Genomic DNA, 24,509 nt, shown 5'->3' on the forward strand with positions numbered 1-24,509 from the left:
CTTACATTTTTTCCGGGGCGCTGACGCCCAGGAGGTCGAGGCCGTTGGCCAGCACCTGGCGGGCAGCGCAGGCCAGGGTCAGCTTGGCGTTGCGATCGGCGGCATCTTCCACCAGTACCGGCGTCCCGTGATACCACGTGTGGAACGCGTGCGCCAATTCACGCAGGTACTGCGCCACCAGATGCGGCTCCAGCGCCACGCCGGCCGCCTCCACCACTTCCGGGTACCGCGAGATCTCGTTCATCAGCAGCAGCGAAGCGTCGTCGGCCAGGCGGCCGAGGTTGGCCAGGCCATCAGCCTGTTCATACACCAGCCCCTTCTCCTGCGCCTGGCGCAGCAGGCTGCAGACGCGGGCATGCGCGTACTGCACGTAGAACACCGGGTTGTCGTTGCTCTGCTGGCGGGCCAGGTCGATGTCGAAGGTCAGCTGCGAATCGGGCTTGCGCGCGATCAGGAACCAGCGGGTGGCATCGCGGCCGGCTTCCTCGATCAGGTCACGCAGGGTGAAGTAGCTGCCGGCACGCTTGGACAGCTTCACTTCCTCGCCGCCACGCATGACGGTGACCATCTGGTGCAGCACGTATTCCGGCCAGCCCTGCGGAATGCCCACTTCCATCGCCTGCAGGCCGGCGCGCACGCGCGCCAGCGAGCCGTGGTGGTCGGCACCGAGTTCGGTGATCGCGCGCTCGTAGCCGCGCTGCCACTTGGACAGGTGGTAGGCCACGTCCGGCACGAAGTAGGTGAAGGTGCCGTCGGACTTGCGCATCACGCGGTCCTTGTCGTCACCGAAGTCGGTGCTGCGCAGCCACAGCGCGCCGCCCTCCTCGTAGGTATGCCCCGACGCCTGCAGCTTGGCCACCGCTTCTGCCACCTTGCCGTCGGCGTACAGCGAGCTTTCCAGGAAATAGATGTCGAAGTCGACGCCGAAGGCAGCCAGGTCCAGGTTCTGCTCGTTGCGCAGGTAAGCCACGGCGAAGCGACGGATTGCCTGCATGTCGTCCGGGTCCTTGGCGCCCACCACGGTGCTGCCTTCCAGATCAACGCTGGCACCGGCCATGTAGGCGCGGGCGACGTCGACGATGTATTCACCGCGGTAGCCACCTTCCGGCCAGCCGTCCTGGTCCGGCGCGATGCCCTTGATCCGTGCCTGGGTGGACAGTGCCAGGTTCTCGATCTGCACGCCGGCGTCGTTGTAGTAGAACTCACGCTTGGCGTTCCAGCCGTTGGCATCGAGCACGCGCGCCACGCAGTCGCCAATGGCCGCCGCGCGGCCATGGCCGACATGCAGCGGGCCGGTCGGGTTGGCCGACACGTACTCCACGCCCACCGTGCGGCCATTGCCGGACAGGTTGCGGCCGTAGTCGTGGGCTTCCTTGATGACCGACGCGGCTTCGCGCTGGTACGCGGCCGGGGCCAGGTGGAAGTTGATGAAGCCGGGGCCGGCGATCTCGACCTTGCTGACGTCCTCGCTGCGCGGCAGCGCCTCGACCAGCGCCTGTGCCAGTGCGCGCGGATTGCTGCGCGCGGCCTTGGCCAGCAGCATCGCGGCGTTGGTGGCGAAGTCGCCGTGGTCGCGGGTCTTCGGGCGCTCGACCACGAAGTCCGGCGGCAGGGAGTCGGCGGGCAGGGTGCCATTGGCGCGCAAGGCTTCGATGCCTTGGCTGATCAGGGCGCGGAGGAGATTTTTCACGAGGCCTGCTGTGAGAATGAGCGGCGGAATCGCCCATTTTAGCGCATGTACCCGCGCCCACGCTGACCAGAACATGCCTGCGGGGGCGGCCGGTGGCGCCTGAAGGGGGCGCGCTCAGCCGAACAGCCGAGGCTGGGGCGGGGACAGCAGGCCCCGTTCAGCAAATGAAACGGGACGGCCCTCGCCGACCACGAAGTGGTCCAGCAGGCGCACGTCCACCATCGCCAGCGCCTGCTGCAGTTCATCGGTGATGCGGGTATCGGCGCTGGACGGTTCAGGGTCGCCCGAAGGGTGGTTGTGGCTGAGGATCACCGCCGCCGCGTTGTGCAGCAGGGCACGCCGGACCACCTCGCGGGGGTAGACCGGCGCGGCGTTGATGGTGCCGTGGAACAGCTCTTCGCAGGCGATCAGGCGGTGGCGGTTGTCCAGGAACAGGGCCATGAAGATTTCCCGCGCCTGCCCTCGCAGGCGGTGCTGCAGATAGCGGCCGACCGCGGCCGGGTTGTTGCCCACCGCTTCGCCGTGCTCCAGCTCAGCCGCCAGGTAGCGGTGGGCCAGTTCCAGCCCGGCAGCCAGCGTACAGCTGCGCGCCGGGCCCAGCCCGGGCAAGCGGGCCAGTTCGCCCGCGGGACGGTCGAGCAGCACCCGCAAGGGGCCATGCGCCTGCAGCAGGTCGCGCGCGGTCTGCACGGCATCACGGCCGCCGAAGCCGGAGCCGAGGAACAGGGCCAGCAGTTCGGCGTCGGAAAGTGCCGTGGGCCCGCGCGCGATCAGCTTCTCGCGGGGGCGTTCCTGTTCGGGCCAGTCGTGGATGGGCATGCCTGCATCATCGCCAGCTTCGGCGGCGTCTCCCATCGGGGCTTGCCGCGGTCCCGGGTCGGTCGATACCTCAGTCGCGCCGGGTCTGCAGGTAGTCGAACAGTTCCTGGTTGTTCTGCAGCCCCAGCTTGCGCTTGGCTTCGGCCTTCTGCCGGCTGATGGTCTTCGGGCTGCGCCCACAACGCTTGGCGACTTCGTTCACGTTGAGGCCGGTCGCCAGCAGATCCAGCACTTCCTTCTCGCGTGCCGACAGCGGTGCCGGTTCGCGCGGGAACAGCAGGTCGCGGGCCTGCAGGTGATGGCGCAGCTGCTGGGAGACGAATACGTGCCCGGCCAGTGCGGCGTTCAGCGCCTGGGGCAGCTCGGCAAAATCGGCGCACTTGTCGACCAGGCCACTGATGCCCTCCCGCAGCAGGCCGTCCAGCAGGCCGGGATGGCGGGCGCCGGTGAGCACCACCACCGGCAGGCCAGGGCGACGCATGCGCAGCGCGTCGATCAGCTCCGGACCGTCCGGGCCGGCACCCGGCATCGACAGGTCGGTCAGGACTGCATCGCAGTCGTGGCGGTCCACCAGGTCCAGCAGCTGGGCGCCGTCACGCGCACTGCCGACGATGTCCATCAGGTAGGTCTGCAGCACGATGGCGATGCCATGCAGGACCACGGGATGGTCGTCGGCAATGATGATGCGTGGACGCACGCGGTTCCTCGAAGATCGAACAGGCCACGGCGGGCGGCAGCCAATGCCTGATTCTGCAAAAGCGCAGGCCCCTGGAGGTATAGGAAAGGTCCGAAACCGATACCGGGTGAATGCCGGGTCAATGCAGGCGGGCTCCATCTGCTGATAGCCGCCCGCTATGTGCACCGGGCACCGGGACATTACCGACCTTCGGGTAAGCTAGCGCCCTCGTTTGCACAGGAATTCCAGGTGGCTGACTCCCCCAACGCTTCTCCCGCGCCGGCCCGCGCGCTGGAAGGTCAGAAACTGCTGTTGTGCGTCGGAGGCGGGATCGCGGCCTACAAGGCCCTGGAACTGGTGCGGCGCCTGCGCGACGCCGGTGCCCAGGTGCAGGTGGCGATGACTGCCGGTGCCCAGCAGTTCGTCACTCCGCTCAGCTTCCAGGCGCTGTCCGGGCAGCCGACCCGCACCACGCTGTGGGACAGCGCCGCCGAACAGGCCATGGGCCATATCGAACTGGCGCGCTGGGCCGATCGCATCGTGGTCGCCCCAGGTACCGCCGATCTGCTCGCGCGGCTGGCCCAGGGCCACGCCGATGACCTGGTCAGCACCCTGTGCCTGGCCAGCACCGCGCCGCTGACGATCTGCCCGGCGATGAACCACCGCATGTGGCTGCATCCGGCCACCCAGGCCAACATCGCCCTGCTGCGCCAGCGCGGCGCGCAGGTGATCGGCCCGGTCGACGGTCCGCTGGCGGAAGGCGAATCCGGTCCGGGTCGTCTGGCCGAGCCCGGCGACATCGTCGCCGCGCTGGCGGCCAATGGCAGTGCTGCAGCGGCGGTTGCCGCACCGGAAACCCACGCGCTGCAGGGCCTGCGCCTGCTGATCAGCGCTGGCCCGACCTATGAAGACATCGATCCGGTGCGCTACGTCGGCAACCGCAGCAGCGGCAAGATGGGCTTTGCCCTGGCTGCGGCCGCCGCGACGATGGGCGCCCAGGTGGTGCTGGTCAGCGGCCCGGTGCAGCTGCCGACGCCTCCCGGCGTGCAGCGTGTGGACGTGCGCTCGGCCGCGCAGATGCGTGATGCCGTGCTGAAGTCGTTGCCGGCCGACATCTATATCGGTGCCGCTGCGGTGTCCGACTACACACCGCGCCAGGTTGCACCGCAGAAGCTGAAGAAGACCGCCGAGAGCCAGTCGCTGGTGATCGAGCTGGTGCGCACGCCGGACATCCTGGCCGAAGTTGCCGCGCAGACGCAGTCGCTGAAGCTGGTGGTCGGCTTTGCCGCCGAAACCCACGACGTGGAGAAGTATGCGCGTGGCAAGCTGGTCGACAAGCGCCTTGACCTGGTGATCGCCAACCAGGTCGGCATCAGCGGCGGTGGTTTCGAGAGCGACAACAATGCCGCCACTGCCTTCTGGCAGGACGGTGAACAGGTATTCCCGGCCACCTCCAAGCGCGAGCTGGCCGAACAACTGCTGGCGCTGATCGCGCGGAGACTCCAGACATGACCCAGGCTTTCACTTCCCAACCCCTGCAGGTCAAGCTGCTCGATCCGCGCTTTGGCGACAGCTGGCCGCTGCCGGCCTACGCCACCGAAGCCAGCGCCGGCATGGACCTGCGCGCGGCGCTGGATACCGCGCTGACCCTGCAGCCGGGCGACACCGCGCTGGTGCCCAGTGGCCTGGCCATCCACATCGCCGACCCGCACCTGTGCGCGGTGATCCTGCCGCGTTCGGGGCTCGGCCACCGCCACGGCATCGTGCTCGGCAATGGCACCGGCCTGATCGACGCCGACTACCAGGGACCGCTGCTGATCAGCGTCTGGAACCGCGGCCGCGAGGCATTCACCATCGAGCCGGGTGATCGCATCGCGCAGCTGGTGGTGGTGCCGATTGCCCGTGTCAGCCTGCAGGTGGTGGATACTTTCACCGACAGCGTGCGCGGAACGGGTGGATTCGGCCATACCGGGGTGCGTTGACAGGGGACATCGATGAGCGGCATCGGGGAAGGACAGCGGGGACGGTCGTTGGGACGCAGTGCACCACTACTGGGGGTGCTGCTGGTCCTGCTGGCCGGCTGGTTCGGATGGAGCGCGGTGCAGCAATGGCGCCAGGAGGCCAACGGCCAGGCGCTGGAAGCTGCGCGCGACCAGGCTGTGCAGGGCCTGCAGGAGGCCGCCGCCGGCCAGCTGAAGCAGCTGCAGCAGCAGCTGAAGAACGAGCGCGTGCAGCAGGCGCTGCAGGCCGGCGATGCCGCTGCGGCGGCACTCGCGGTCCGCGAGAGCTGGACCGGCGTCGAGCATGCTGAAGTGCTGACCGCCGATCTGGCCAATGCCTACGCCGACCCGGCCACGTTCGGCTATGCCCGCCTGGCGTTGCTGGAAGGAGCGCTTGCCGAGGCCGGCCCCAGCCTGCGCGTGGTCCGCGATGGGGGTGGCAATCGTCTTGGCCTGGCGGCACCGGTGCCGCTGGGCAGCCTGGGCCCGGCAGTGCTCTACGTGCGCCAGCCATTGCTGCGCCTGACCTCGCCGCTGGACCAGGTGAGTGCGCCATCGGCCGGTTTCCTTGGCCTGCGCCAAGGCGCGCATGACCTCGTCGCCCTGGGCGATGCCAGCCTGGCCGAAAGTGCCGAAGTCCTGGCGCGGCCGATCCCGGGTACCCCGTTGCGGCTGGTGGCCGCGGTACCCAATATCGAACCCGGTCCGCTGGGCCTGGGTTCGCTGGCCAGCGCCATCGTTGCGCTGCTGCTGGCGTTCATCGCCGTACTGCTGGTGGTGGGTCGCGGCCGCCTGCCGAAGACGCTGCCGCTGCCGCGGCGTGCGGCCGTGGCGGAAGCGGATCATGGCCCGACCCTGAGCGAGAGCCTGCAGATGGCGCCGCCGCCGGTGGCCGGGGCCAGCACCACTGAAAGTGCACCGCCGCCCCCGCCGCCGGTTCCGGCCGAGGAACTGGCGGCTGGTATCTTCCGCGCCTACGACATCCGCGGCGTGGTGGGCAGCCAACTGACGCCGAAGACCGCCGCGCTGATCGGCCAGGCCATCGGTACCGTGGCACTGGAGCAGGGCCTGCGCGAGGTGGTGATCGGTCGCGATGGCCGCCTGTCCGGCCCGGAACTGGCCGCAGGATTGGCCGAGGGCCTGCGCCGCGCCGGTTGTGCGGTGATCGACATCGGCCTGGCGCCGACTCCGGTGGTGTACTACGCCGCCTTCCACCTGCGTACCGGCACCTGCGTGGCGGTGACCGGCAGTCATAACCCGCCCGAGTACAACGGTTTCAAGGTTGTCATCGGCGGCGAGACGCTGTCCGGCGATGCCATCACCGATCTCTACGCGCGCATCGTCGAGGGCCGCCTGGTACAGGCTGCGGAGCCGGGCGATTACCAGCAGCGCGATGTCAGTGCCGACTACATCCAGCGCATCGCCGACGACGTGCAGCTGGACCGTCCGCTGAAGGTCGTGGCCGATGCCGGCAACGGCGTGGCCGGCGCACTGGCACCGCAACTGCTGGAAGCCATCGGTGCTGAAGTCATTCCGCTGTACTGCGATGTCGACGGTACCTTCCCCAACCATCATCCCGACCCGAGCGAACCGGCCAACCTGGAAGACCTGGTGCAGACGGTCAAGCGCTTCGGGGCCGACCTCGGCGTCGCCTTCGATGGCGATGGCGACCGGTTGGGCGTGGTCAGTGCTGACGGCAAAATCATCTATGCCGACCGCCTGCTGATGCTGTTCGCCGCCGACGTGCTGATGCGCAACCCCGGCGCGATGGTGATCTACGACGTGAAGTGCACCGGCAAGCTGTCCGACCACGTGCTGCGCAATGGTGGCAGCCCGCTGATGTGGAAGACCGGGCATTCGCTGATGAAGGCGAAGATGCGCGAGACCGATGCCGAACTGGCTGGCGAGATGAGCGGCCACTTCTTCTTCAAGGAGCGCTGGTTCGGTTTCGACGATGGCCTGTATGCGGCGGCGCGCCTGCTGGAGATCCTGGCCCAGCGCGAGGAGACCCCGGACGAGGTACTGGCCGAGCTGCCGGAGATGGTGGCCACGCCGGAACTGAAGGTGCCGGTGGCCGACGGCACGCCGCATGCGCTGGTGGCAATGCTGGTGGCGGCGGCGCAGTCGCCGGACAACCCGTATGTCGGCGGCCGACTGTCGACCATCGACGGCCTGCGCGTGGACTTCCCCGATGGCTGGGGCCTGGTGCGGGCCTCCAACACCACGCCGGTGCTGGTGCTGCGCTTCGAGGGCAACGACGAGGCCGCACTGGAACGCATCCAGGCGCTGTTCCGCAGCCAGCTGCAGCCGGTGCTGGGCGACACCCCGCTGGGGTTCTGAGGTGGGGCCGGGCGGCGCCCGGCACCCGCCGAATCAACGTCAACGTCAAAGGCCGGCTATCCGTAGGATGCGGGGTGGGTCCGGTTACGGGGGACGCTGCAAGTACGTCCATGTAAGCTCGGTCGCCGCATCCATGCGGCTCACGCCCCCGCAACCGGGCCCACCCCGCCTTCGACAGATACCCGCGATCTGTCCGAACCGCACGAACTGCTCTTGGTAGGTGTCGACCTTGGTCGACACAGCAGAGATCCACGCCATGCGTGGATGCTCTTCCGCATTTGCTTTGGTAGGTGCCGACCGTTGGTCGGCACACCCTCACCCCTTGAACCGCAATCCCACGCCCGGCTCGGTGAACAGGTAGCGCGAATCCAGCGCTGAATCACCCAGCTTGTGCCGCAATTTGCCGACCAGGATGCGCAGGTAGTGGGTGTCGTGCTGGTGGGTCGGCCCCCAGATCTCCTGCAGGATCTGCGGCTGGGTCACCACCCGGCCCGCGTTGCGCAGCAGCAGTGACAGCAGCGCGTATTCCTTGCGGGTCAGCGCCACCGGTTCACCCTCCAGGGCCACTTCGCGGCGCACCAGATCCACGTGCAGGTGGCCATCGTCAAAAATCGGTGGCGTGCCATCACTCGGCACGCTGCGCGTGCGCAGCAGCGCCCGCACCCGCGCCATCAGCTCCTGCGTACCGAACGGCTTGGTCACGTAGTCGTTGGCGCCGGTATCCAGCGCGCGTACCTTCTCGGCTTCGCCGGCGCGCACGGTCAGCATGATCACCGGCACCTGGCTCCACTGCCGCAGTTGCTCCAGCACCTCATGGCCTTCCATGTCCGGCAGGCCGATGTCCAGGATCACCAGGTCCATGTCCTCGCTGGCGGCCAGCTGCAGGCCTTCCTGGCCTGTGGCAGCCTGCCGCACCTGGTAGCCCTGCGCGCGCAGGCTGATGTCCAGGAACCGGCGGATCTGGGTTTCATCATCGATCACCAGCACGCGCGCGGCCGGCGCGCTGGCTTCAATCGGGGTCGGGCTCATCGTGGGAGGCTGGCTTGAGCAGGGGCAGGGTGATGCGGATCAGGGTACCGCGACCGTCGCGTCCGGGCAGCGCCTGCACGCTGCCGCCATGCGCACCGATCATGCCCTGGCAGATGGTCAGGCCCAGGCCGGTGCCGTGGCGGCCGCGGTCGCCGCGCTCGACGCTGTAGAACATGTCGAAGATGCGCGCGCGTTCGTCGTCGGGAATGCCGGGGCCGGCATCGATCACGTCGATGCGCAGCTGGCCGTCCAGTTCGCGCGCCTGCACCTGCACGGCGGCATCGGGCGGCGAGAACTTGGCCGCGTTCTCCATCACGTTGAACACCGCCTGCTCGACCAGCGCCGGGTGCACCCAGATCGGCGCCAGCGCGGCCGGGATGTCCAGTTCCAGCCGCACCTTCGGCTGGTAGCGCTGCAGGCGCCGCGCCGCCGAGCCGATCAGTTCGTCCACGCCGATCCAGTCGCGGTTGATTTTCAGCCCTTCGTGGCCGAGGCGGGTCATGTCCAGCAGGTTCTGGATGTAGCGATCCAGCCGTTCGCCTTCTATCAGTATGGTGTCCAGCAGAGCACGGCGATCGGCCGTATCCATCGCCGCGCCATAGCTGGCCAGGCTGTCGGCCGAACCGATCATCGCCGCCAGCGGCGAGCGCAGGTCGTGCGACACCGAAGAGAGCAGGGCCGAGCGCAGCCGCTCGGTTTCGTTGCTGACATGCGCCTGCTCCAGTTCGGCCACCAGGCGGGTGCGCAATGCGGCCTGCGCGATGTCATCCACCATCGCCTCGGCCAGCTGCCGTTGTTCGGGCAGCAGGCGCGCCTGCGCGCCGGGCAGGTACAGGCCAGCCACGCCGATGGCGCGGTCTTCGCCATCCAGCAGGGGCAGGAACCACCACTGCGCACCGGCCAGGGTGTCGGTGAAGCGGCCGCTGGGCTGGCCGTGGCGCAGGGCCCAGTCGGCGGCGGCCAGATCGGTATCGCCCGGCTGCGAACGGCCACCGGTTGCGGTATCGGCGCCGATCCGCAGCCACGCAGGTACGTCCATGGCCTGTTCCAGTGCGTGCCGACCCGCCTGTGCCACCTCGCCATTGCCGGCCGCACTGGCCAGCTGCCGCCCCAGCTGCTGGCGCGCACGCGCATGCCGGTTGGCCGCACGCAGCGCGATGACCTGCATGCGCAGGCGCGAGGCCAGGCGCCCGGCCACCAGTGCCGCGGCCAGGAACAGGAACACGGTGATCACACCCTGGCGTGCACCGATGGCGAAGGTGAAGCGGGGCGCGATGAACAGGAAGTTGTAGGCGAGGAAGCACAGGATCGCCGCCATCACCGCCACGCTGGCGCGTGTGCGTGCGGCCACCAGCACCACCGCCACGATGAACACCATCGACAGGTCGGCCATGCCCACCCAGTGTTCGGCCAGCCACGCCACCGCACAGGCCAGTGCGGTGGCGACCAGTGCCTGCACCGGTTCATGGCTGATGCCGCGCATCGGCGGCAGCAGGCCCTCGCGGCGCGAGCGCGCACGTGCCTGCGGGGTGCTGATGATGGTGATCTCGTAGTGCGCGCCGCGCTGGATCAGCTGCTGGGTCAGGGTGCGGTTGAACATCCGCGCCAGCGGCCGTTCGCGGGTCCGGCCCAGCACCAGGGTCGATACGCCATTGTGCGCGGCATGGTCGAGCAGGGCATCGGCGATGCTCGATCCGTGCAGCAGTTCGGCGTCGCCGCCCAGGCGCCGTGCCAGCGCGAAGGCAGCATCGATCTCGCGCCGGGTCGCCTCGTCCTGGCGTCGCCCTTGCACGGTCACCACCGTCCACGGTGCGTCGCGCCGCTCGGCGATGCGCCTCGCCACGCGCACCAGGTATTCACTCTGGCCGCCGCCATCAATGGCCACCAGCACGCCGCGACGCAGCGGCAGGTTGCTCTCGCCGCGTGCGGCGCGTGCTTCGCGCAGGCTGCTGTCGACGCGGTCGGCAGCTTCCTGCATGGCCAGTTCGCGCAGCGCGGTCAGGTTGGCCGGCGAGAAGAATGCCTGCAGTGCCTGCGCGGCCTGTTCGGGCACATAGACCTTGCCCTGCTGCAGGCGAGCGATCAGTTCGCGCGGCGGCAGATCGACCAGCACGATGTCGTGCAGCCGATCGAGCACGCCATCCGGCACGGTCTCGCTGACGCGCACGCCGGTGATGCGCATCACCACATCGTTGAGGCTTTCCAGATGCTGGATGTTGACCGTGGTCCAGACGTCGATGCCGGCGTCCAGCAGCTCCATCACATCCTGCCAGCGCCGCTCATGGCGGCTGCCCGGCGCGTTGCGATGGGCCAGTTCATCCACCAGCACCAGCGCTGGATGCCGTGCCAGCACGGCATCCAGGTCCATCTCCTGCAGGGTGTGGCCGTGGTAGGCCACTTCCTTCAGCGGCAGCTGTGGCAGGCCCTCCAGCAGGGCCTGGGTGTCGGCGCGGCCATGGGTTTCCACCAGCCCCACCACCAGGTCCACGCCGCGGCGCAGCTGTTCCTGCGCGCGGGTCAGCATGGTGTAGGTCTTGCCTACGCCTGGCGCCGCGCCGAGGAACACGGTCAGCTTGCCGCCGGCTTCGCGTTGCAGGCCTTCAACCAGGGCATCAGCCTGGCGGGTACGTGCATCAGTCATGGGCGCCGCTGTCATGGCCAGCATTGTGCGCGCAGGCGGTGCAGGCCGGCATCACGGTGCCTTGGCCGCATGGTCCAGCGCGAAGTTCAACGTCACCACGTTCACCCGCGGCTGGCCGAACAGGCGCCACTGGCGCCCTTCGGTATGCGCCTGCACCAGCGCCTGCACCTGCTCCACCGGCAGGCCACGGGTACGCGCCACGCGCGCCACCTGCAGCTGTGCCGCTGCCGGCGACAGCTGCGGGTCCAGGCCACCGGCAGACTGGGTCACCAGGTCCGCCGGTACCTGCGCCGCGGCGACGCCTTCGCGCGCGGCCACCGCAGCGGTGCTGGCGGCGACGCGCTCGGCCAGCGCCGGGTTGCTGCGCGCCATGTTGGAACCGGCTGCCGCCATCGGGTCGTAGTTGACCGCCGACGGCCGTGCCTGGAAGTAGCCGTCACCGATGAACGGCTGCGCCAGCCATGCCGAGCCGCGCACCTGGCCGCTGCCATCGCGCAGCAGGCTGCCCTCGGCCTGGGTGGGGTAGGCCAGGCCGGCGAAGCCAGTTGCAATGCCGGCGTAGACCGCGCCGGCCAGCAGCAGGGTGGCCAGGCCCAGGCCGATCGCCGGGCGCCAGCGGGCGCCGTCCTGCAGGCTGGCCACGCGGGCCTCGGCTTTCGGTTCGCGGGACAGGGAAGAAGAGGTGAAAGCAGAACGGTTCATGCGCCGAATACCAGGACAAGGAAGAGGTCGATCAGCTTGATCGCCGCGAACGGCAACAGCACGCCACCGAGGCCGTACACCAGCATGTTCCGGCGCAGCAGCGCGGTGGCGGTGGCCGGACGGAAGCGCACGCCACGCAGGGCGAGCGGGATCAGTGCGGGAATCACCAGGGCGTTGAAGATCAGCGCCGCCAGCACCGCATTGCGGGGGCTCGACAGCTGCATCACGTTCAATGCGGACATGGTCGGAACGGCCGCGGCAAACAGCGCCGGCAGGATCGCGAAGTACTTGGACACGTCGTTGGCCAGCGAGAAGGTGGTCAGCGCACCGCGGGTGATCAGCTGCTGCTTGCCCACTTCCACGACCGCCAGCAGCTTGGCCGGGTCTGAATCGAGGTCGACCATGTTGCCGGCCTCCTTCGCCGCCTGCGTGCCGGAGTTCATCGCCAGGCCGATGTCGGCCTGGGCCAGCGCGGGAGCATCGTTGGTGCCATCGCCCACCATCGCCACCAGGCGGCCACCGGCCTGTTCCTGGCGGATGCGTGCCAGCTTGTCTTCCGGACGGGCCTCGGCGATGTAGTCGTCGACGCCGGCCTCGGCAGCGATCGCGGCGGCGGTCATCGGGTTGTCGCCGGTGATCATCACCGTGCGGATGCCCATCGCTCGCAGCTGCGCGAACTTCTCGCGCATGCCGTGCTTGACCACGTCCGACAGCTCGATCACGCCCAGCACGTGGCGACCCTCGGCCACCACCAGCGGGGTGGCGCCGTTGCGTGCCACCTGCTCGACGCGACCGGCCAGCTCGGCGGGCACGTTGCCGCCCAGCGCCTGCACGTGGGCGCGGATCGCATCGGCGGCGCCCTTGCGGATCTGCCGTCCATGTTCCAGGTCGACGCCGGACATCCGGGTCTGGGCAGTAAAGGCCAGGTACTCGGCACGGTCCGGCTCGGCGGTGGCGCAGCCCTGTTCGCGCGCCAGGCGCACGATCGACTTTCCTTCCGGGGTCGGGTCGGCCAGCGAAGACAGCAGCGCCGCTTCTCGCAGCTGGCTGGCGTCGATGCCGGCCAGCGGATGGAAATGGCTGGCCTGGCGGTCGCCGTAGGTGATGGTGCCGGTCTTGTCCAGCAGCAGCACATCCACGTCTCCAGCGACTTCCACCGCCTTGCCCGACTTGGCCAGCACGTTGGCGGCCAACGCACGGTTCATGCCGGCGATGCCGATGGCCGGCAGCAGCCCGCCGATGGTGGTCGGGATCAGGCAGACCAGCAGCGCGATCAGCAGCAGCGGATCGACCTGCACGCCTACCGCCGCGCCGATCGCCGGCAGCGTCGCCACCACCACCAGGAAGGTCAGCGTCATCGCCGCCAGCAGCAGGGTCAGCGCGATCTCGTTCGGCGTCTTCTGCCGGTTGGCACCCTCCACCAGGGCAATCATCCGGTCCAGGAAGCTGTGGCCCGGCTCGGCGGTCACCCGCACGATGATCTGGTCGGACAGCACCTTGGTGCCGCCGATCACGCCGGAACGGTCGGTACCGGCCTCGCGCAGCACCGGCGCGGACTCGCCGGTCACCGCCGCCTCGTTGATGGTGGCCAGGCCCTGCACGATCTCGCCATCGGCCGGCACCAGCTCACCGGCACTGACGATCACATGGTCGCCCGGGCGCAGCTCGGCGGCAGGTACTTGGGTTTCCGCAGCCCCCGGCTGCGGTGCGGCCAGGCGGCGCGCCACCAGGTCCTGGCGCGCGCGGCGCAGCGATGCTGCCTGGCCACGGCCACGTGCTTCGGCCACCGCTTCGGCGAAGTTGCCGAACAGCACGGTCACCAGCAGGATCGCGGTCACCGCCAGGCCAAAGCCCAGCGGCGCATTGCCGGTCAGGGTGACGATCGCGGCAACGATCGTACCGGCCATCACCACCGCCATTACCGGGCTGCGCACCAGGTGCATCGGCGACAGCTTGCGCACCGCCTCGATCAACGCACGGCGCAGGCCGGCGCCATCAAGCAGCGCAGGGCGCGGGGCAAGGGAACTACGGGTGGAACTTGCGTGGGTACTCATCGGGGTGTCCTCAGTGCAGTCCCAGGCTGAGGTGGTCGGCGATCGGGCCGAGTACCAGCGCCGGCATGAACTGCAGCACGGTCAGGATGACGATCACCGAGACCAGGGTCAGGGCGAAGGTCGGGGTTTCGATCTGCAGGCTGCCGGCAGACTCCGGCGCCTGGCGCTTGGCGGCCAGCTGTGCGGCCACCACCAGCGGGATGATCAGCAGCGGGAAGCGGCCCAGCAGCAGCACCAGCGAGCAGCTCAGGTTCCACCACAGCGTGGCGTCGCCCAGCCCCTCGAAGCCCGAGCCGTTGTTGGCGTAGGCCGAGACGTACTCGTAGAACACCTGGCTGATGCCATGGAAGCCAGGGTTGGAGGTACCGGCCAGCCCGGGCACGGCCAGGGTGATCGCGGTGAACACCAGCAGGGTGATCGGCTGCAGCAAGACCAGCAGGGCCAGCAGGCGTACCTGTGGCGTTTCCAGTTTGCGGCCGAACAGTTCCGGCGTACGCCCGGTCATCAACCCGGCCAGGAACACGCCCAGCAGCAGGTACACGATGAACTGCTGCAGGCCACAGCCGATGCCACCCCAGATCGCGCTGACCAGCATGTTGACCATCGCGATGCCGCCACTCAGCGGCGCCAGCGAGTCATGCATGCCGTTGACCGAGCCGTTGGAAACCTGGGTGGTCACCGCGGCCCACAGCGCCGTGCCGTCGGCGCCGAAGCGCACCTCCTTGCCTTCCATCAGCAGCGGCGTGGCGGCGCTGGCGCCATGCCCTTCACTCCACATCATCGCGCCGGTGGACAGCAGCGACATGCCCAGCATGCAGCTGAACACCAGGGCGCCGAACCGGCGCCGGCCGGTGAACGCACCGATCATGAAGATCACCGCCATCGGCACCAGCAGGATGCCGACGATCTCCAGCGCGTTCGACAGCGGGGTGGGGTTCTCCAGCGGGAAGCTGCTGTTCGGGCCGTACCAGCCGCCACCGTTGGCGCCAAGCTGCTTTGCCGCGACCATCGCTGCCACCGGGCCCAGCGGCAGTTTCTGCTGGGCCATGCCGGCGCTGGCATCGATCGGCGAGGCCTGCGGGCCACCGGCCATCGTCGAGGGCACGCCCTGGCTGGTCAGCAGCAGCGTCCACACCAGGCACAGCGGCAACAGGAAGCGCACGCACAGGCGCACCACATCCACATAGTAGTTGCCCACCGCCACTTGGCGGTCGTCGCCGGCACCGGTGGCCGCCGCAGCCTGCGGCGCGCGCGAGAACAACGCGCGCAGCGTGGCCACCGCCAGCGCCAGGCCCATCATCGGCGTCACCACCTGCAGGCCGGTGATGCCGGTCATCTGCGAGAGGTAGGACAGCTGCGCCTGGCCCGAATAGTGCTGCTGGTTGGTGTTGGTCAGGAACGAGATCATCGTATGCAGCGCGGTGTCCCAGCGCATGTTCGGGATCTGGTCCGGATTCAGCGGCAGCCAGGCCTGGGTCATGAACACGGCCTGGGTCAGTACCGCGACCACCACGTTGCTCAGCACGAAGGCCAGCACGTAGCCGCGCCAGGACATCGAGCGCGATGGATCGACGCCGAACACCCTGTACAGCGGCTTCTCGATCCAGTGGAACAGCACGTCCACCCTCATCGGCGTGCCACGCATCACGCGGGCCAGGTACAGGCCCAGCGGCCACGCCAGCAGCAGGCTGGCGGCAATAATCACAAGCATCTCAGTCATGGCCGGCTCCGCTCAGAACGACTCGGGCCGCAGCACGACATAAAGAAGATAGGCGGCGGCGACCAGCACCAGCACGCCACACAACAACGACAGCCAGGGGGACATTGCAATAGCGTCCTGGTGGAACCCCTCCACCTCAGGCCGCCATCGTCGTCCTGCCGCCCATAAACGCACTACGCGCCGGACCGGGCCGACGCGTAAAGAGTGCATAAATTCCGTGGGCCAACCCGTAACCCGGCCACGGGTAGCGCCGGGCCATGCCCGGCGGCAGGAGCGTCGTCAGCCTGCCGGGGCAGCCGGCGCCACGCCCTTCAGCTCGCGATAGCGCTGCAGGGTGCTTTCAATTTCGGCCTTCAACGCCTGCTGCTGCTGCAGGAACCCGGCCTGCAGGCGCTGCTGCGCCTGCAGCTGCACATGCCGCTGGCGGATCGCCTCGGCCTGCTTGTCGGCCACCTTGCCACCGGCCAGTTCGCGGTCACCGGCGGCCGACAGCAGCGCCACCAGCGATTCGCGCAGGCTGGTGACGTTGTACTCGGCTGTCTTCAGGTTGTTGTCCAGCACTTCCTGGCGTTCGGCGAACACCCGGCGCAGGTCGTCCTCGCTGCCATAGGTGGTCAGCATCGCCTGCTCGGTGCGCTGGCGGGTCTGCGCAGCCATCAGGTCCAGCTGCTGCTGCGCGGCCACCGTGCTGGCGGCGGCACGCTCTTCGTCGGTCAACGCGCGCTGGACCTGCGCATTGCGCAGGCCGCTCTTCGCGTTGAACTCTTCGCGGGCGTGATTGACCGCATCGGCCGGCAGCGAATCACTGCAGATCCGCTCCTTGCCCTCGTTCCAGCAGTACAGCTTCTTCTCCACCTTGTCGCCACCCCGCGACTGCGCCGGCAGCGTGAACGGCATGGCCAGCAGCAGGCCGGCAAGGAGAACAGCAGGAACTCGGGACATGACCTTTCCCCTGGTCGGTCAGCGGATCGAACGAACGCCGTACTGGGCCCGGTAGGCTTCCAGCGGCTGACGGTAACCCACAAGTTCCGGGTTGCCGGAGGCGAAATCAAGCAGATCGGCCAGCGATGCCACGGCAATCACCGGAATGCCGGCTTCCTCGGCCACCGACTGCGCCGCCGAACGGCGATCGGTTTCCGAAGCGATCTCCTGGCGGTCAAGCGCCACCACGATGCCGGCCGGGGTGCCACCGGCGGCGCGGATGATGCCCAGCGCTTCGCGGATCGCGGTACCGGCGGTGATCACGTCATCGACGATCAGCACGCGCTTGCCATTCATGTCCGCGCCGATCAGCTGGCCGCCTTCGCCATGGTCCTTGGCTTCCTTGCGGTTGAACGACAGCGGCAGGTCACGGCCACGCTGGGCCAGCTCGCAGGCCATCGCGGTGGCCAGCGGAATGCCCTTGTAGGCCGGGCCGAACACCACGTCGTACTTGATCCCGCTGGCATCGATGGCATCGGCGTAGCAGGCGCCGAGCTGCGACAGCAGCGAGCCGGAGTCGAAACGACCGGCATTGAAGAAATAGGGGCTCAGCCGGCCGGACTTGAGGGTGAACTGGCCGAAGCGCAGGGCATCGGCGGTCAGGGCCAGCTGCAGGAAACGGTGGCGGTGGTCGCTCATCAAAACTCGATTCATCTTCATTTGGAGCACAAATCCTAATCCAGCTGGGCGTTTCGCGCTCGTCCGGACCCGTGTGAAGGGCGTCGCGGCCTGGCCGGGCAGACTGCGCAGCCCCGTGGGCAACCGGTATGCTTGCCCGGTTTCCTGTCGTAGGTCCCTTGCATGCGCATCATCAGTTTCAACGCCAATGGCATCCGTTCCGCCGCGACCAAGGGCTTCCTCGACTGGTTCCGTGCCCAGGAGGCCGACGTCCTGTGCATCCAGGAGACCAAGGCCCAGGAAGACCAGCTGACCGACCCGATGTTCCGTCCGGACGGGCACCACTGCTTCTATCGCGATGCCATCACCAAGAAGGGCTACAGCGGCGTGGCGATCTACAGCAAGCGCGAACCGGACCAGGTCATCACCTCGCTGGGCTGGGCCCCGTTCGACGACGAAGGCCGCTATATCGAGGCACGCTACGGCAACCTCAGCGTGGTCTCCTTCTACATCCCGTCCGGCAGCTCGGGCGACCTGCGCCAGGGCTTCAAGTTCGAAGTGATGGAATGGCTGCGGCCGATCCTGGAGGAGTGGGCGCGCAGCGGCCGCGACTACGTGCTGTGCGGCGACTGGAACATCGTGCGTTCGGCGCTGGACATCAAGAACTGGAAGTCCAACCAGAAGAATTCCGGCTGCCTGCCGGAGGAGCGCGACTGGCTCAACGCCCTGTGCGCCGACCATGGCCAGGCCACCGATGTCGCCGCCGGCCGTGGCTGGGCCGATGCCTACCGCCTGCTCAACCCCACCGGCGAGGATTACACTTGGTGGAGCAACCGCGGCGCCGCCCGTGCCAACAATGTCGGTTGGCGTATCGACTACCAGTTCATCACCCCGGGCCTGCGCGACAAACTGCGTAGCTGTTCGATCTACCGCGACGAGCGCTTCTCCGACCACGCCCCGTTCACCGTGGACTACGACCTGTGACCGAGGCCGCCAAGCCGCGCCGACCGTGGCAGCAGGTGTTGTCCAACCTGAGCCAGCGCAAGGTGCTGGCGATGCTGCTGCTCGGTTTCAGTTCGGGCCTGCCCATCTATCTGGTGGGCAACACGCTCGGCTTCTGGATGCGCAAGGAAGGCATCGAGCTGAGCACGATCGGTTTCCTGTCATGGGTCGGATTGGCCTACACCATGAAGTTCCTGTGGGCGCCGATCGTCGACAAGACCGACGTGCCTCTGTTCGGTCGTTTCGGCCGCCGCCGCGGCTGGATGCTGCTGTCGCAGCTGGTCGTGGTGGTGGGGCTGGTCGGCATGGCACTGGTCCAGCCCAAGGGCGGCCAGATCCAGTTCCTGGGTGTCGACTGGCAGCACATCGTCGTATTCGGCGTGATGGCCGTGATCGTGGCGTTTGCTTCGGCCACCCAGGACATCGTCATCGATGCCTGGCGCATCGAAAGCGCTGACAACAGCGAGCAGCTCGGCCTGCTGACCTCATCCTCGGCGCTGGGCTACCGCACTGCCTTGCTGGTCACCGATGCGCTGATCCTGATCATCGCGGCCCGTGTCGGCTGGCAGGTCTCCTACGAGATCATGGCCGTGCTGATGGCGCTTGGCGTGGTGGCCGTGCTCATGGCCCGCGAGCCCGCGCGGGAAGTGGCTGCCGTGCAGGCACAGGCGACCTCGCTGTGGACGCCACGCGGTCTGTTCGACGCCGTGGCCGGGCCGTTCATCGCCTTCGTCCGCGAACACCGCAGCGGCGCGATCCTGATCCTGGTGGCCATCAGCATCTATCGCATGGCCGACTTCGTCATGGGGCCGATGGCCAACCCCTTCTATGTCGATCTCGGCCTGGACGAGGACACCGTGGGCGCCGTGCGTGGCTCGGTGGGCCTGGTCGCGACCTTCGTCGGCATTGCTGCGGCGGGCCTGGTTTCGGTGCGCTGGGGCGTGCTGGCGGCGCTGATGGTGGGCGCCGTGCTGGGGCCGGCCTCCAACCTGGCGTTTGCCTGGCTGGCCTATTCCGGCCCGGACACAACCCATTTCGCCGTGGCCATGGCCATCGACAACTTCGCCAGCGGTTTCGCCGGTACGGCGCTGATCGCCTATATGTCCAGCCTGACCAGCATCGGATACACGGCAACCCAGTACGCGCTGCTGAGCTCGTTCTACGCGATGCCCGGCAAGGCGCTCAAGGGGCTCTCGGGGTGGTCGGTACAGGCGCTCGCACAAGGCCGGACGCTGCTGGAAGGCTACGCGCTGTTCTTCGTCGGTACCGCGCTGGTGGCGATCCCGGTGGTGATCCTGTGCGCCCTGCTGATCCTGCAGCAGCGTCGTCGCCAGGCCGCCAGCTCGACCTGATTGCCTGCCCGTCCGGTCTGCGGGATCATCGCCCCGACGCGCCGAGGGGGCGGTGCCTTGCGAACGGGGAAGCGAGCATGGCCGACGTTGTGCTGCGGGACCTGGACCCGCTGCTGCTGGAACGCATCAAGCGCGTCGCGGTCGCCCGCGGCTGGACTCACGAACAGACCTGCGCCGCCTTGCTGGAGCAGGGCCTGTTCAGCAGTGAACTGGAGGTCCGCTCCGGCTTCGGCGATCCCGAAGTGGACGCACTCTCCGACGCCATCGCCGCCCTGCAGGCCCTGCCGGCAGGGCAGGGCTTCGATTAGCGGCCGCGCCGCAATGCTGTAGAGCCGAGCCCACGCGCGGCTGCCCGGTAGATCCACGCCATGCGTGGATGGCGCCACCTCACGCCAGGTGGATCGCCCCCAGGATCCGCGGCCCCTTGGCCCCGGTCACGCTCGGCAGGTTGCCGGCCAGTCCCTCCATGGTCCGCTGCGCCAGCCACGCAAAACCCATCGCCTCCACGTATTCCGGGTCCAGCCCGTGTACCGCGCTGGACTCCACCTGCACTCCCGGCAGCCGCGCCGCCAGGCGCGTCATCAGCTGCCGGTTGCGTACCCCGCCGCCACAGACCAGCAGGCGCCGGGTCTGCGGCTGCTGCGTCAGCAGCGCATCGGCCACGGTTGCCACGGTCAGCTCCAGCAGGGTGGCCTGCACATCGGCGGCGGCGTACTGGCCTTCCCCCATGTGCGCCTCGGCCCAGGTCAGGTGGAACTGCTCGCGCCCGGTGCTCTTCGGCGGCGGCAGCGCGAACCACGGGTCCGAACGCCAGCCGGCAAGCAGGCCCTCGTCCACCGCGCCGCTGGCGGCGTAGGCGCCGTCGGCATCAAAGGTGCGGCCGGTATGGCGCTGGCACCAGGCATCCATCAACGCGTTGGCCGGGCCGGTATCGAAGCCACGCACCGCACCTTCGCGCGGGATCAGGGTCAGGTTGGCGATGCCGCCCAGGTTGAGCACCGCGCGGTCCTCATCGGCGGTGCCCAGCATGCCCAGGTGAAAGGCCGGCATCAGCGGTGCGCCATGGCCACCGGCTGCCAGGTCGCGGCGGCGGAAGTCGGACACCGTGGTGATTCCGGTCAGCTCGGCGATGCGGTTGCCGTCGCCCAGCTGCACGGTGAACGCCGGATCGGCCAGCGGGCGGTGGCGCACGGTCTGGCCGTGCGAGCCGATCGCGCGCACCTGGCTGCGGTCCACGCCGGCTTCGGCCAGCAGCTGGTTGGCCGACTCGGCGAAGTTGATCGCGATGCGCGCATCCAGCTCGCCGAGCTCCTCCAGCGAGTCCAGCGGGCCGCCTTCACCCAGCGCCACCAGCCGCGCACGCAGCACCGGCTCCCAGCGGGCGGTCAGCCCGTGCACGAAGCGGCAGCCTCCGCCAGCGGGGAACTGCACCAGCGCGGCATCGATGCCGTCGGCGCTGGTGCCCGACATCAGGCCAAGGTACAGGGGGGCGTCAGCGTCGGCAGTCGTGTTCATGGCGGGCATAAAAAAAGGACGCGGCAAGCTTGGGCTGCCGCGTCCTTCTTCGTCAACGCAGGGGTTCAGCCGCGCTTGCGGCCGGTCGCCTGCTTGTCCTTGGCGCTGGCCACCTCGGGGGCGGCCTCGTCGCGGCTGGTCGGTGCCGGGCTGGCGTCGGCGTAGATCAGCTTCTCCATGCCCTGGATGCGGGCCATCGCCGGTGCGGTCTGCGCGCGGAAGGCGACCAGCTCGGCGCCCTTCAGCGGCTCCGGCGGCGGCATGGTCACGGTCAGCGGATTGCGGTGCTCGCCGTTGACGCGGAATTCGTAGTGCAGATGCGGGCCGGTGGCCAGGCCGGTCGAGCCGACATAGCCGATCACCGTGCCCTGGGCCACGCGCTGGCCGGTCTTGATGTTCGCAAAGCGCGACATGTGCCCGTACAGGGTGGTATGGCCGCGGCCGTGATCGAGGATCACCACGTTGCCATAGCCGCGCTGCACGCCGGCGAACTGCACGCGGGCGTCGCCGGCGGCCATGATCGGGGTGCCGGTGCGCGCGGCGTAGTCCACCCCCTTGTGCATGCGCATCTTGCCCAGCACCGGGTGCTTGCGCGCGCCGAAGGTCGAGCTCAGCCGCGCGAACGGAATCGGCATGCGGATGAAGCTCTTCTTCAACGAACGGCCGTTGATGTCGTAGTACTCGGCCTTGCCGTTGCGGTCGAAACGGAAGCCGGAATAGGTCTTGCCGCCGGTGGTGAAGGTCGCCGCCAGGATCTTGCTGGTGTCCACCTTCTCGCCTTCGCGCCAGGTTTCATCCATCACCACGCTGAAGCGGTCGCCCGGCTGCAGGTCCTTGGAGAAGTCGATGTCGTACTTGAAGATCTCGTCGGTCATCGTCGCGATCGCCGAGGGCGACAGCCCGGCCCGCCGGGCCGCGGCATACAGCGAACTGGTGATCTCGCCGCTGGTGACCACGGTGCGCGTGGAGGTCTCGCGTCGGGTCACCTTCTCCTTGATGTCATCGCCAACCAGGCTCAGTTCCACCCGGTTGTCGGCATCGCGGTCGAAACGGATGCTGCGCAGGTCGCCGGACAGCGGCATGTCGAAGGCTATCTCGGCACCGGGGCGCAGCTTGGTCAGCGCCTCGCGCGCCCCCGGGTGGTCCAGTACCCGGTGCAGGGTGGTGGCCGGAATGCCGGCCTTGTCGAACAGGTCGCTCAGGGTCTGGCCACGCTGCACGCGCAGCACCTGCCAGCTGTCGCCCGGCACCTGCTGCTGGCGGGCCATGGTCAGCGGCGGCAACGGCAGTGCCAGGCTGGTATGGCTGTCGGCAAAGGGGGCGTCGATGGTGTGCGAGAAGCCCGGCACGATCGTCGCCACCAGGGCGCCGATGGTGGCAAACAGGCTGGCATGCACCCAGTGGCGGCGGGTCCAGCGCTCATTGAAGGCCGCGGGAAGGTGTTGCCTGAGCTTCCGATGCAGGGCGTTGTCGTGCAGGACGTGGAGGCGTTCCTGGAAGCGCTGCTTGCGTGCGCGCCCTTGTTCGGAGTTGTGCATCGGCGGTTCTTTCCTTGCAGCCCGGGAGCGCGGGCCTGATCGCCGGTTACCATAGACACCTGATAAAAGCGCGTCAAACCCTTGTGCCCATTGGCTTTTGTGAAGCCAATCGGGTTAACTTTGCTTTAACACCCCACACAAGAATCGGCGTTGCCGGGAGTAGTCACGTGTCCTCGATTGAAGAAGCCCTTGCCCTGATCGGCCGCGGTGCCGACGAGATCCTCAAGCTCGAGGATCTGCGTGCGCGCCTGCAGGAAGGCCGCCCGCTACGGATCAAGGCCGGCTTCGACCCCACCGCCCCCGACCTGCACCTGGGCCATACGGTGCTGCTGAACAAGATGCGCCAGTTCCAGGACCTCGGCCACCAGGTCATTTTCCTGATCGGCGACTTCACCGGCATGATCGGCGACCCTTCCGGCAAGAGCCTGACCCGCAAGCCGCTCAGCCGCGACGATGTGCTGGCCAACGCCCGCACCTACGAGGAGCAGGTCTTCAAGGTGCTGGACCGCAGCCGTACCGAAGTCCGCTTCAACTCGGAGTGGTTCGGCAAGATGGGCGCGGCCGACATGATCCGTCTGGCCGGCCAGCACACCGTGGCGCGCATGCTCGAGCGCGACGATTTCGCCAAGCGCTATGCCGCCCAGCAGTCCATCGCCATCCATGAGTTCCTGTACCCGCTGGTGCAGGGCTACGACTCGGTGGCCCTGGAGGCCGACGTCGAACTCGGCGGCACCGACCAGAAGTTCAACCTGCTGATGGGCCGTGGCCTGCAGGAACACCACGGCCAGAAGCCGCAGGTGGTGCTGACCATGCCGCTGCTGGAAGGCCTGGACGGCGTCAACAAGATGTCCAAGTCGCTGGGCAACTACATTGGCATCAGCGAGCCGGCCATCGACATCGTCACCAAGACAATGAAGGTGGACGACGCCCTGATGTGGCGCTGGATCGAGCTGCTGTCCTTCGACATCAGCCAGGCCGAGGCCGTGCAGCTGCGCGAGCAGGTGGCCAATGGCGGCCTGAACCCGCGCGTGGTCAAGCTGCGCCTGGCGCGTGAACTGGCCACCCGCTTCCATGACGCCGCGGCGGCCGAACAGGCGATCGCCGGTTGGGAAGCGGCGGTGACCGGGCAGGGCGACATCACCCAGCTGCCGCTGCAGGAGGTGGCGATTCCGGCCGATGGCCTGCGCATCGCCGCGTTGCTGACCGCGGCCGGCCTGACTCCGAGCAACTCCGAAGCGAACCGCAAGCTCAAGGAGCGTGCGGTGAAGGTGGATGGCGAAGTGGTCGAAGACGGCCAGCAGGTGCTGCAGCCGGGCTTCGAAGGCCTGCTGCAGGTAGGCAAGCGCACCTTCGCCCGCGTACGCCTGATCGCTGCCTGACATCAAGGAAGGGCCGGCGCCAGCCGGCCCTTCCTTATGCTCTTGTAGAGCCAAGCCCACGCTCGGCTGCTCTTCACGGGTTCGTACCGCAGCGCGGCGCATGAACAGATGCAACATCCGGTGAAAAAAATCGCCACACCCCCTTCACAAATGATGGGAATGGGGACATACTTCTCCTCCCCCGTCGCAGGGGTCGCCACCAAGGGGCTTCAGCGACAACAGGGCGCCCACCACCGCCGAACGAGATGATCGAACGAAGGTGTTGACGGACTGAAAAAGTCTGGCATAATGGGCGGCTCGCTACGAAGGAAACTTCGCAGCACACGGGAACGGCGCTGAGGCCACTTCCCCGGATCTTTGAAAGTATGCGCAGGTATCTTGTGAAGGCGCCTGCAGGAAGGATGATTGTCCATCTTGCAGACGTTTGATCAAGCAACTATTAATTGTTTTAAA

20 protein-coding genes are annotated in these 24,509 nt (G+C 68.1%); 7 read left to right on the forward strand and 13 right to left on the reverse strand.

Annotated elements, in window-relative coordinates; genetic code table 11:
* Position 1: 1 nt before the first annotated feature.
* The 3 genes from argS to AC5P8C_RS17415 form a co-directional block, all read right to left on the reverse strand.
* Positions 2-1,690, reverse strand: a complete 1,689-nt coding sequence (gene argS / locus AC5P8C_RS17405; protein ID WP_019661792.1) for an arginine--tRNA ligase — start codon at positions 1,688-1,690, stop codon at positions 2-4.
* A gap of 114 nt (positions 1,691-1,804) precedes the next feature.
* Entirely contained in the window at positions 1,805-2,509 is a 705-nt protein-coding gene (gene radC / locus AC5P8C_RS17410) for a RadC family protein (RefSeq protein WP_026347232.1), read from the reverse strand.
* A 70-nt stretch (positions 2,510-2,579) separates the two neighbouring features.
* The gene (locus AC5P8C_RS17415) at positions 2,580-3,206 is read right to left on the reverse strand and encodes a response regulator (protein WP_019661790.1); all 627 of its coding nucleotides are present in this window, start codon (positions 3,204-3,206) and stop codon (positions 2,580-2,582) included.
* Positions 3,207-3,434: 228 nt separating this feature from the next.
* Between AC5P8C_RS17415 and coaBC the strand changes: the two genes are divergently transcribed.
* From coaBC to AC5P8C_RS17430, 3 genes are read left to right on the forward strand one after another with little or no spacing between them, the layout of a single operon-like run.
* The gene (gene coaBC, locus AC5P8C_RS17420) at positions 3,435-4,697 is read left to right on the forward strand and encodes a bifunctional phosphopantothenoylcysteine decarboxylase/phosphopantothenate--cysteine ligase CoaBC (protein ID WP_495219153.1); all 1,263 of its coding nucleotides are present in this window, start codon (positions 3,435-3,437) and stop codon (positions 4,695-4,697) included.
* Positions 4,694-5,167, forward strand: a complete 474-nt coding sequence (gene dut, locus AC5P8C_RS17425; RefSeq protein WP_005411999.1) for a dUTP diphosphatase — start codon at positions 4,694-4,696, stop codon at positions 5,165-5,167. Before coaBC ends, dut begins: the two co-directional genes overlap by 4 nt.
* Positions 5,168-5,179: 12 nt before the next feature.
* Entirely contained in the window at positions 5,180-7,525 is a 2,346-nt protein-coding gene (locus AC5P8C_RS17430) for a phosphomannomutase/phosphoglucomutase (RefSeq protein WP_032955505.1), read from the forward strand.
* A gap of 315 nt (positions 7,526-7,840) precedes the next feature.
* Here AC5P8C_RS17430 and AC5P8C_RS17435 read toward each other — a convergent pair whose 3' ends face one another.
* From AC5P8C_RS17435 to pyrE, 8 genes are all read right to left on the reverse strand, one after another.
* Complete coding sequence (locus tag AC5P8C_RS17435) at positions 7,841-8,554, reverse strand: response regulator transcription factor (RefSeq protein ID WP_019661786.1); 714 nt, start codon at positions 8,552-8,554, stop codon at positions 7,841-7,843.
* Positions 8,535-11,195, reverse strand: coding sequence for an ATP-binding protein (locus AC5P8C_RS17440; protein WP_019661785.1), 2,661 nt, complete (start codon positions 11,193-11,195; stop codon positions 8,535-8,537). Before AC5P8C_RS17440 ends, AC5P8C_RS17435 begins: the two co-directional genes overlap by 20 nt.
* 51 nt (positions 11,196-11,246) lie before the next feature.
* Positions 11,247-11,897, reverse strand: coding sequence for a potassium-transporting ATPase subunit KdpC (kdpC, locus tag AC5P8C_RS17445; protein WP_495219155.1), 651 nt, complete (start codon positions 11,895-11,897; stop codon positions 11,247-11,249).
* Positions 11,894-13,951, reverse strand: coding sequence for a potassium-transporting ATPase subunit KdpB (gene kdpB, locus AC5P8C_RS17450; RefSeq protein WP_495219157.1), 2,058 nt, complete (start codon positions 13,949-13,951; stop codon positions 11,894-11,896). The genes kdpC and kdpB overlap by 4 nt, the downstream gene beginning before the upstream one ends.
* Before the next feature lie 10 nt (positions 13,952-13,961).
* The gene (kdpA, locus tag AC5P8C_RS17455; protein ID WP_341924401.1) at positions 13,962-15,671 is read right to left on the reverse strand and encodes a potassium-transporting ATPase subunit KdpA; all 1,710 of its coding nucleotides are present in this window, start codon (positions 15,669-15,671) and stop codon (positions 13,962-13,964) included.
* Positions 15,672-15,683: 12 nt separating this feature from the next.
* Positions 15,684-15,776 (reverse strand): potassium-transporting ATPase subunit F, encoded by a 93-nt coding sequence (locus AC5P8C_RS17460; protein ID WP_005407770.1) that lies wholly within the window; start codon positions 15,774-15,776, stop codon positions 15,684-15,686.
* Positions 15,777-15,950: 174 nt separating this feature from the next.
* Positions 15,951-16,613: a hypothetical protein gene (locus AC5P8C_RS17465; RefSeq protein WP_111101788.1), complete on the reverse strand. Its 663-nt coding sequence runs from the start codon at positions 16,611-16,613 to the stop codon at positions 15,951-15,953.
* 18 nt (positions 16,614-16,631) lie between these two features.
* Entirely contained in the window at positions 16,632-17,291 is a 660-nt protein-coding gene (pyrE, locus tag AC5P8C_RS17470; RefSeq protein ID WP_005420471.1) for an orotate phosphoribosyltransferase, read from the reverse strand.
* A 162-nt stretch (positions 17,292-17,453) separates the two neighbouring features.
* Here pyrE and AC5P8C_RS17475 point away from each other — a divergent pair, with 162 nt between their 5' ends.
* The 3 genes from AC5P8C_RS17475 (at position 17,454) to AC5P8C_RS17485 (ending at position 19,932) form a co-directional block, all read left to right on the forward strand.
* Positions 17,454-18,254 (forward strand): exodeoxyribonuclease III, encoded by an 801-nt coding sequence (locus AC5P8C_RS17475; RefSeq protein ID WP_233653520.1) that lies wholly within the window; start codon positions 17,454-17,456, stop codon positions 18,252-18,254.
* Positions 18,251-19,624 (forward strand): AmpG family muropeptide MFS transporter, encoded by a 1,374-nt coding sequence (locus AC5P8C_RS17480; protein ID WP_019661780.1) that lies wholly within the window; start codon positions 18,251-18,253, stop codon positions 19,622-19,624. Before AC5P8C_RS17475 ends, AC5P8C_RS17480 begins: the two co-directional genes overlap by 4 nt.
* 77 nt (positions 19,625-19,701) lie before the next feature.
* Positions 19,702-19,932, forward strand: a complete 231-nt coding sequence (locus AC5P8C_RS17485; RefSeq protein WP_005407775.1) for a hypothetical protein — start codon at positions 19,702-19,704, stop codon at positions 19,930-19,932.
* A 79-nt stretch (positions 19,933-20,011) separates the two neighbouring features.
* Here the strand turns inward: AC5P8C_RS17485 and AC5P8C_RS17490 are convergent, their stop codons facing one another.
* A complete protein-coding gene (locus tag AC5P8C_RS17490) occupies positions 20,012-21,139 on the reverse strand; it encodes an anhydro-N-acetylmuramic acid kinase (RefSeq protein WP_495219159.1) in 1,128 nt (375 codons plus the stop codon).
* Positions 21,140-21,204: 65 nt separating this feature from the next.
* A complete protein-coding gene (locus AC5P8C_RS17495) occupies positions 21,205-22,677 on the reverse strand; it encodes a M23 family metallopeptidase (RefSeq protein ID WP_495219161.1) in 1,473 nt (490 codons plus the stop codon).
* Between the two features lie 167 nt (positions 22,678-22,844).
* Here AC5P8C_RS17495 and tyrS point away from each other — a divergent pair, with 167 nt between their 5' ends.
* Positions 22,845-24,056, forward strand: a complete 1,212-nt coding sequence (tyrS, locus tag AC5P8C_RS17500; RefSeq protein WP_019661777.1) for a tyrosine--tRNA ligase — start codon at positions 22,845-22,847, stop codon at positions 24,054-24,056.
* Positions 24,057-24,509 lie beyond the last annotated feature (453 nt).

The organism is Stenotrophomonas sp. YJH_SMC_46 (assembly GCF_059370315.1).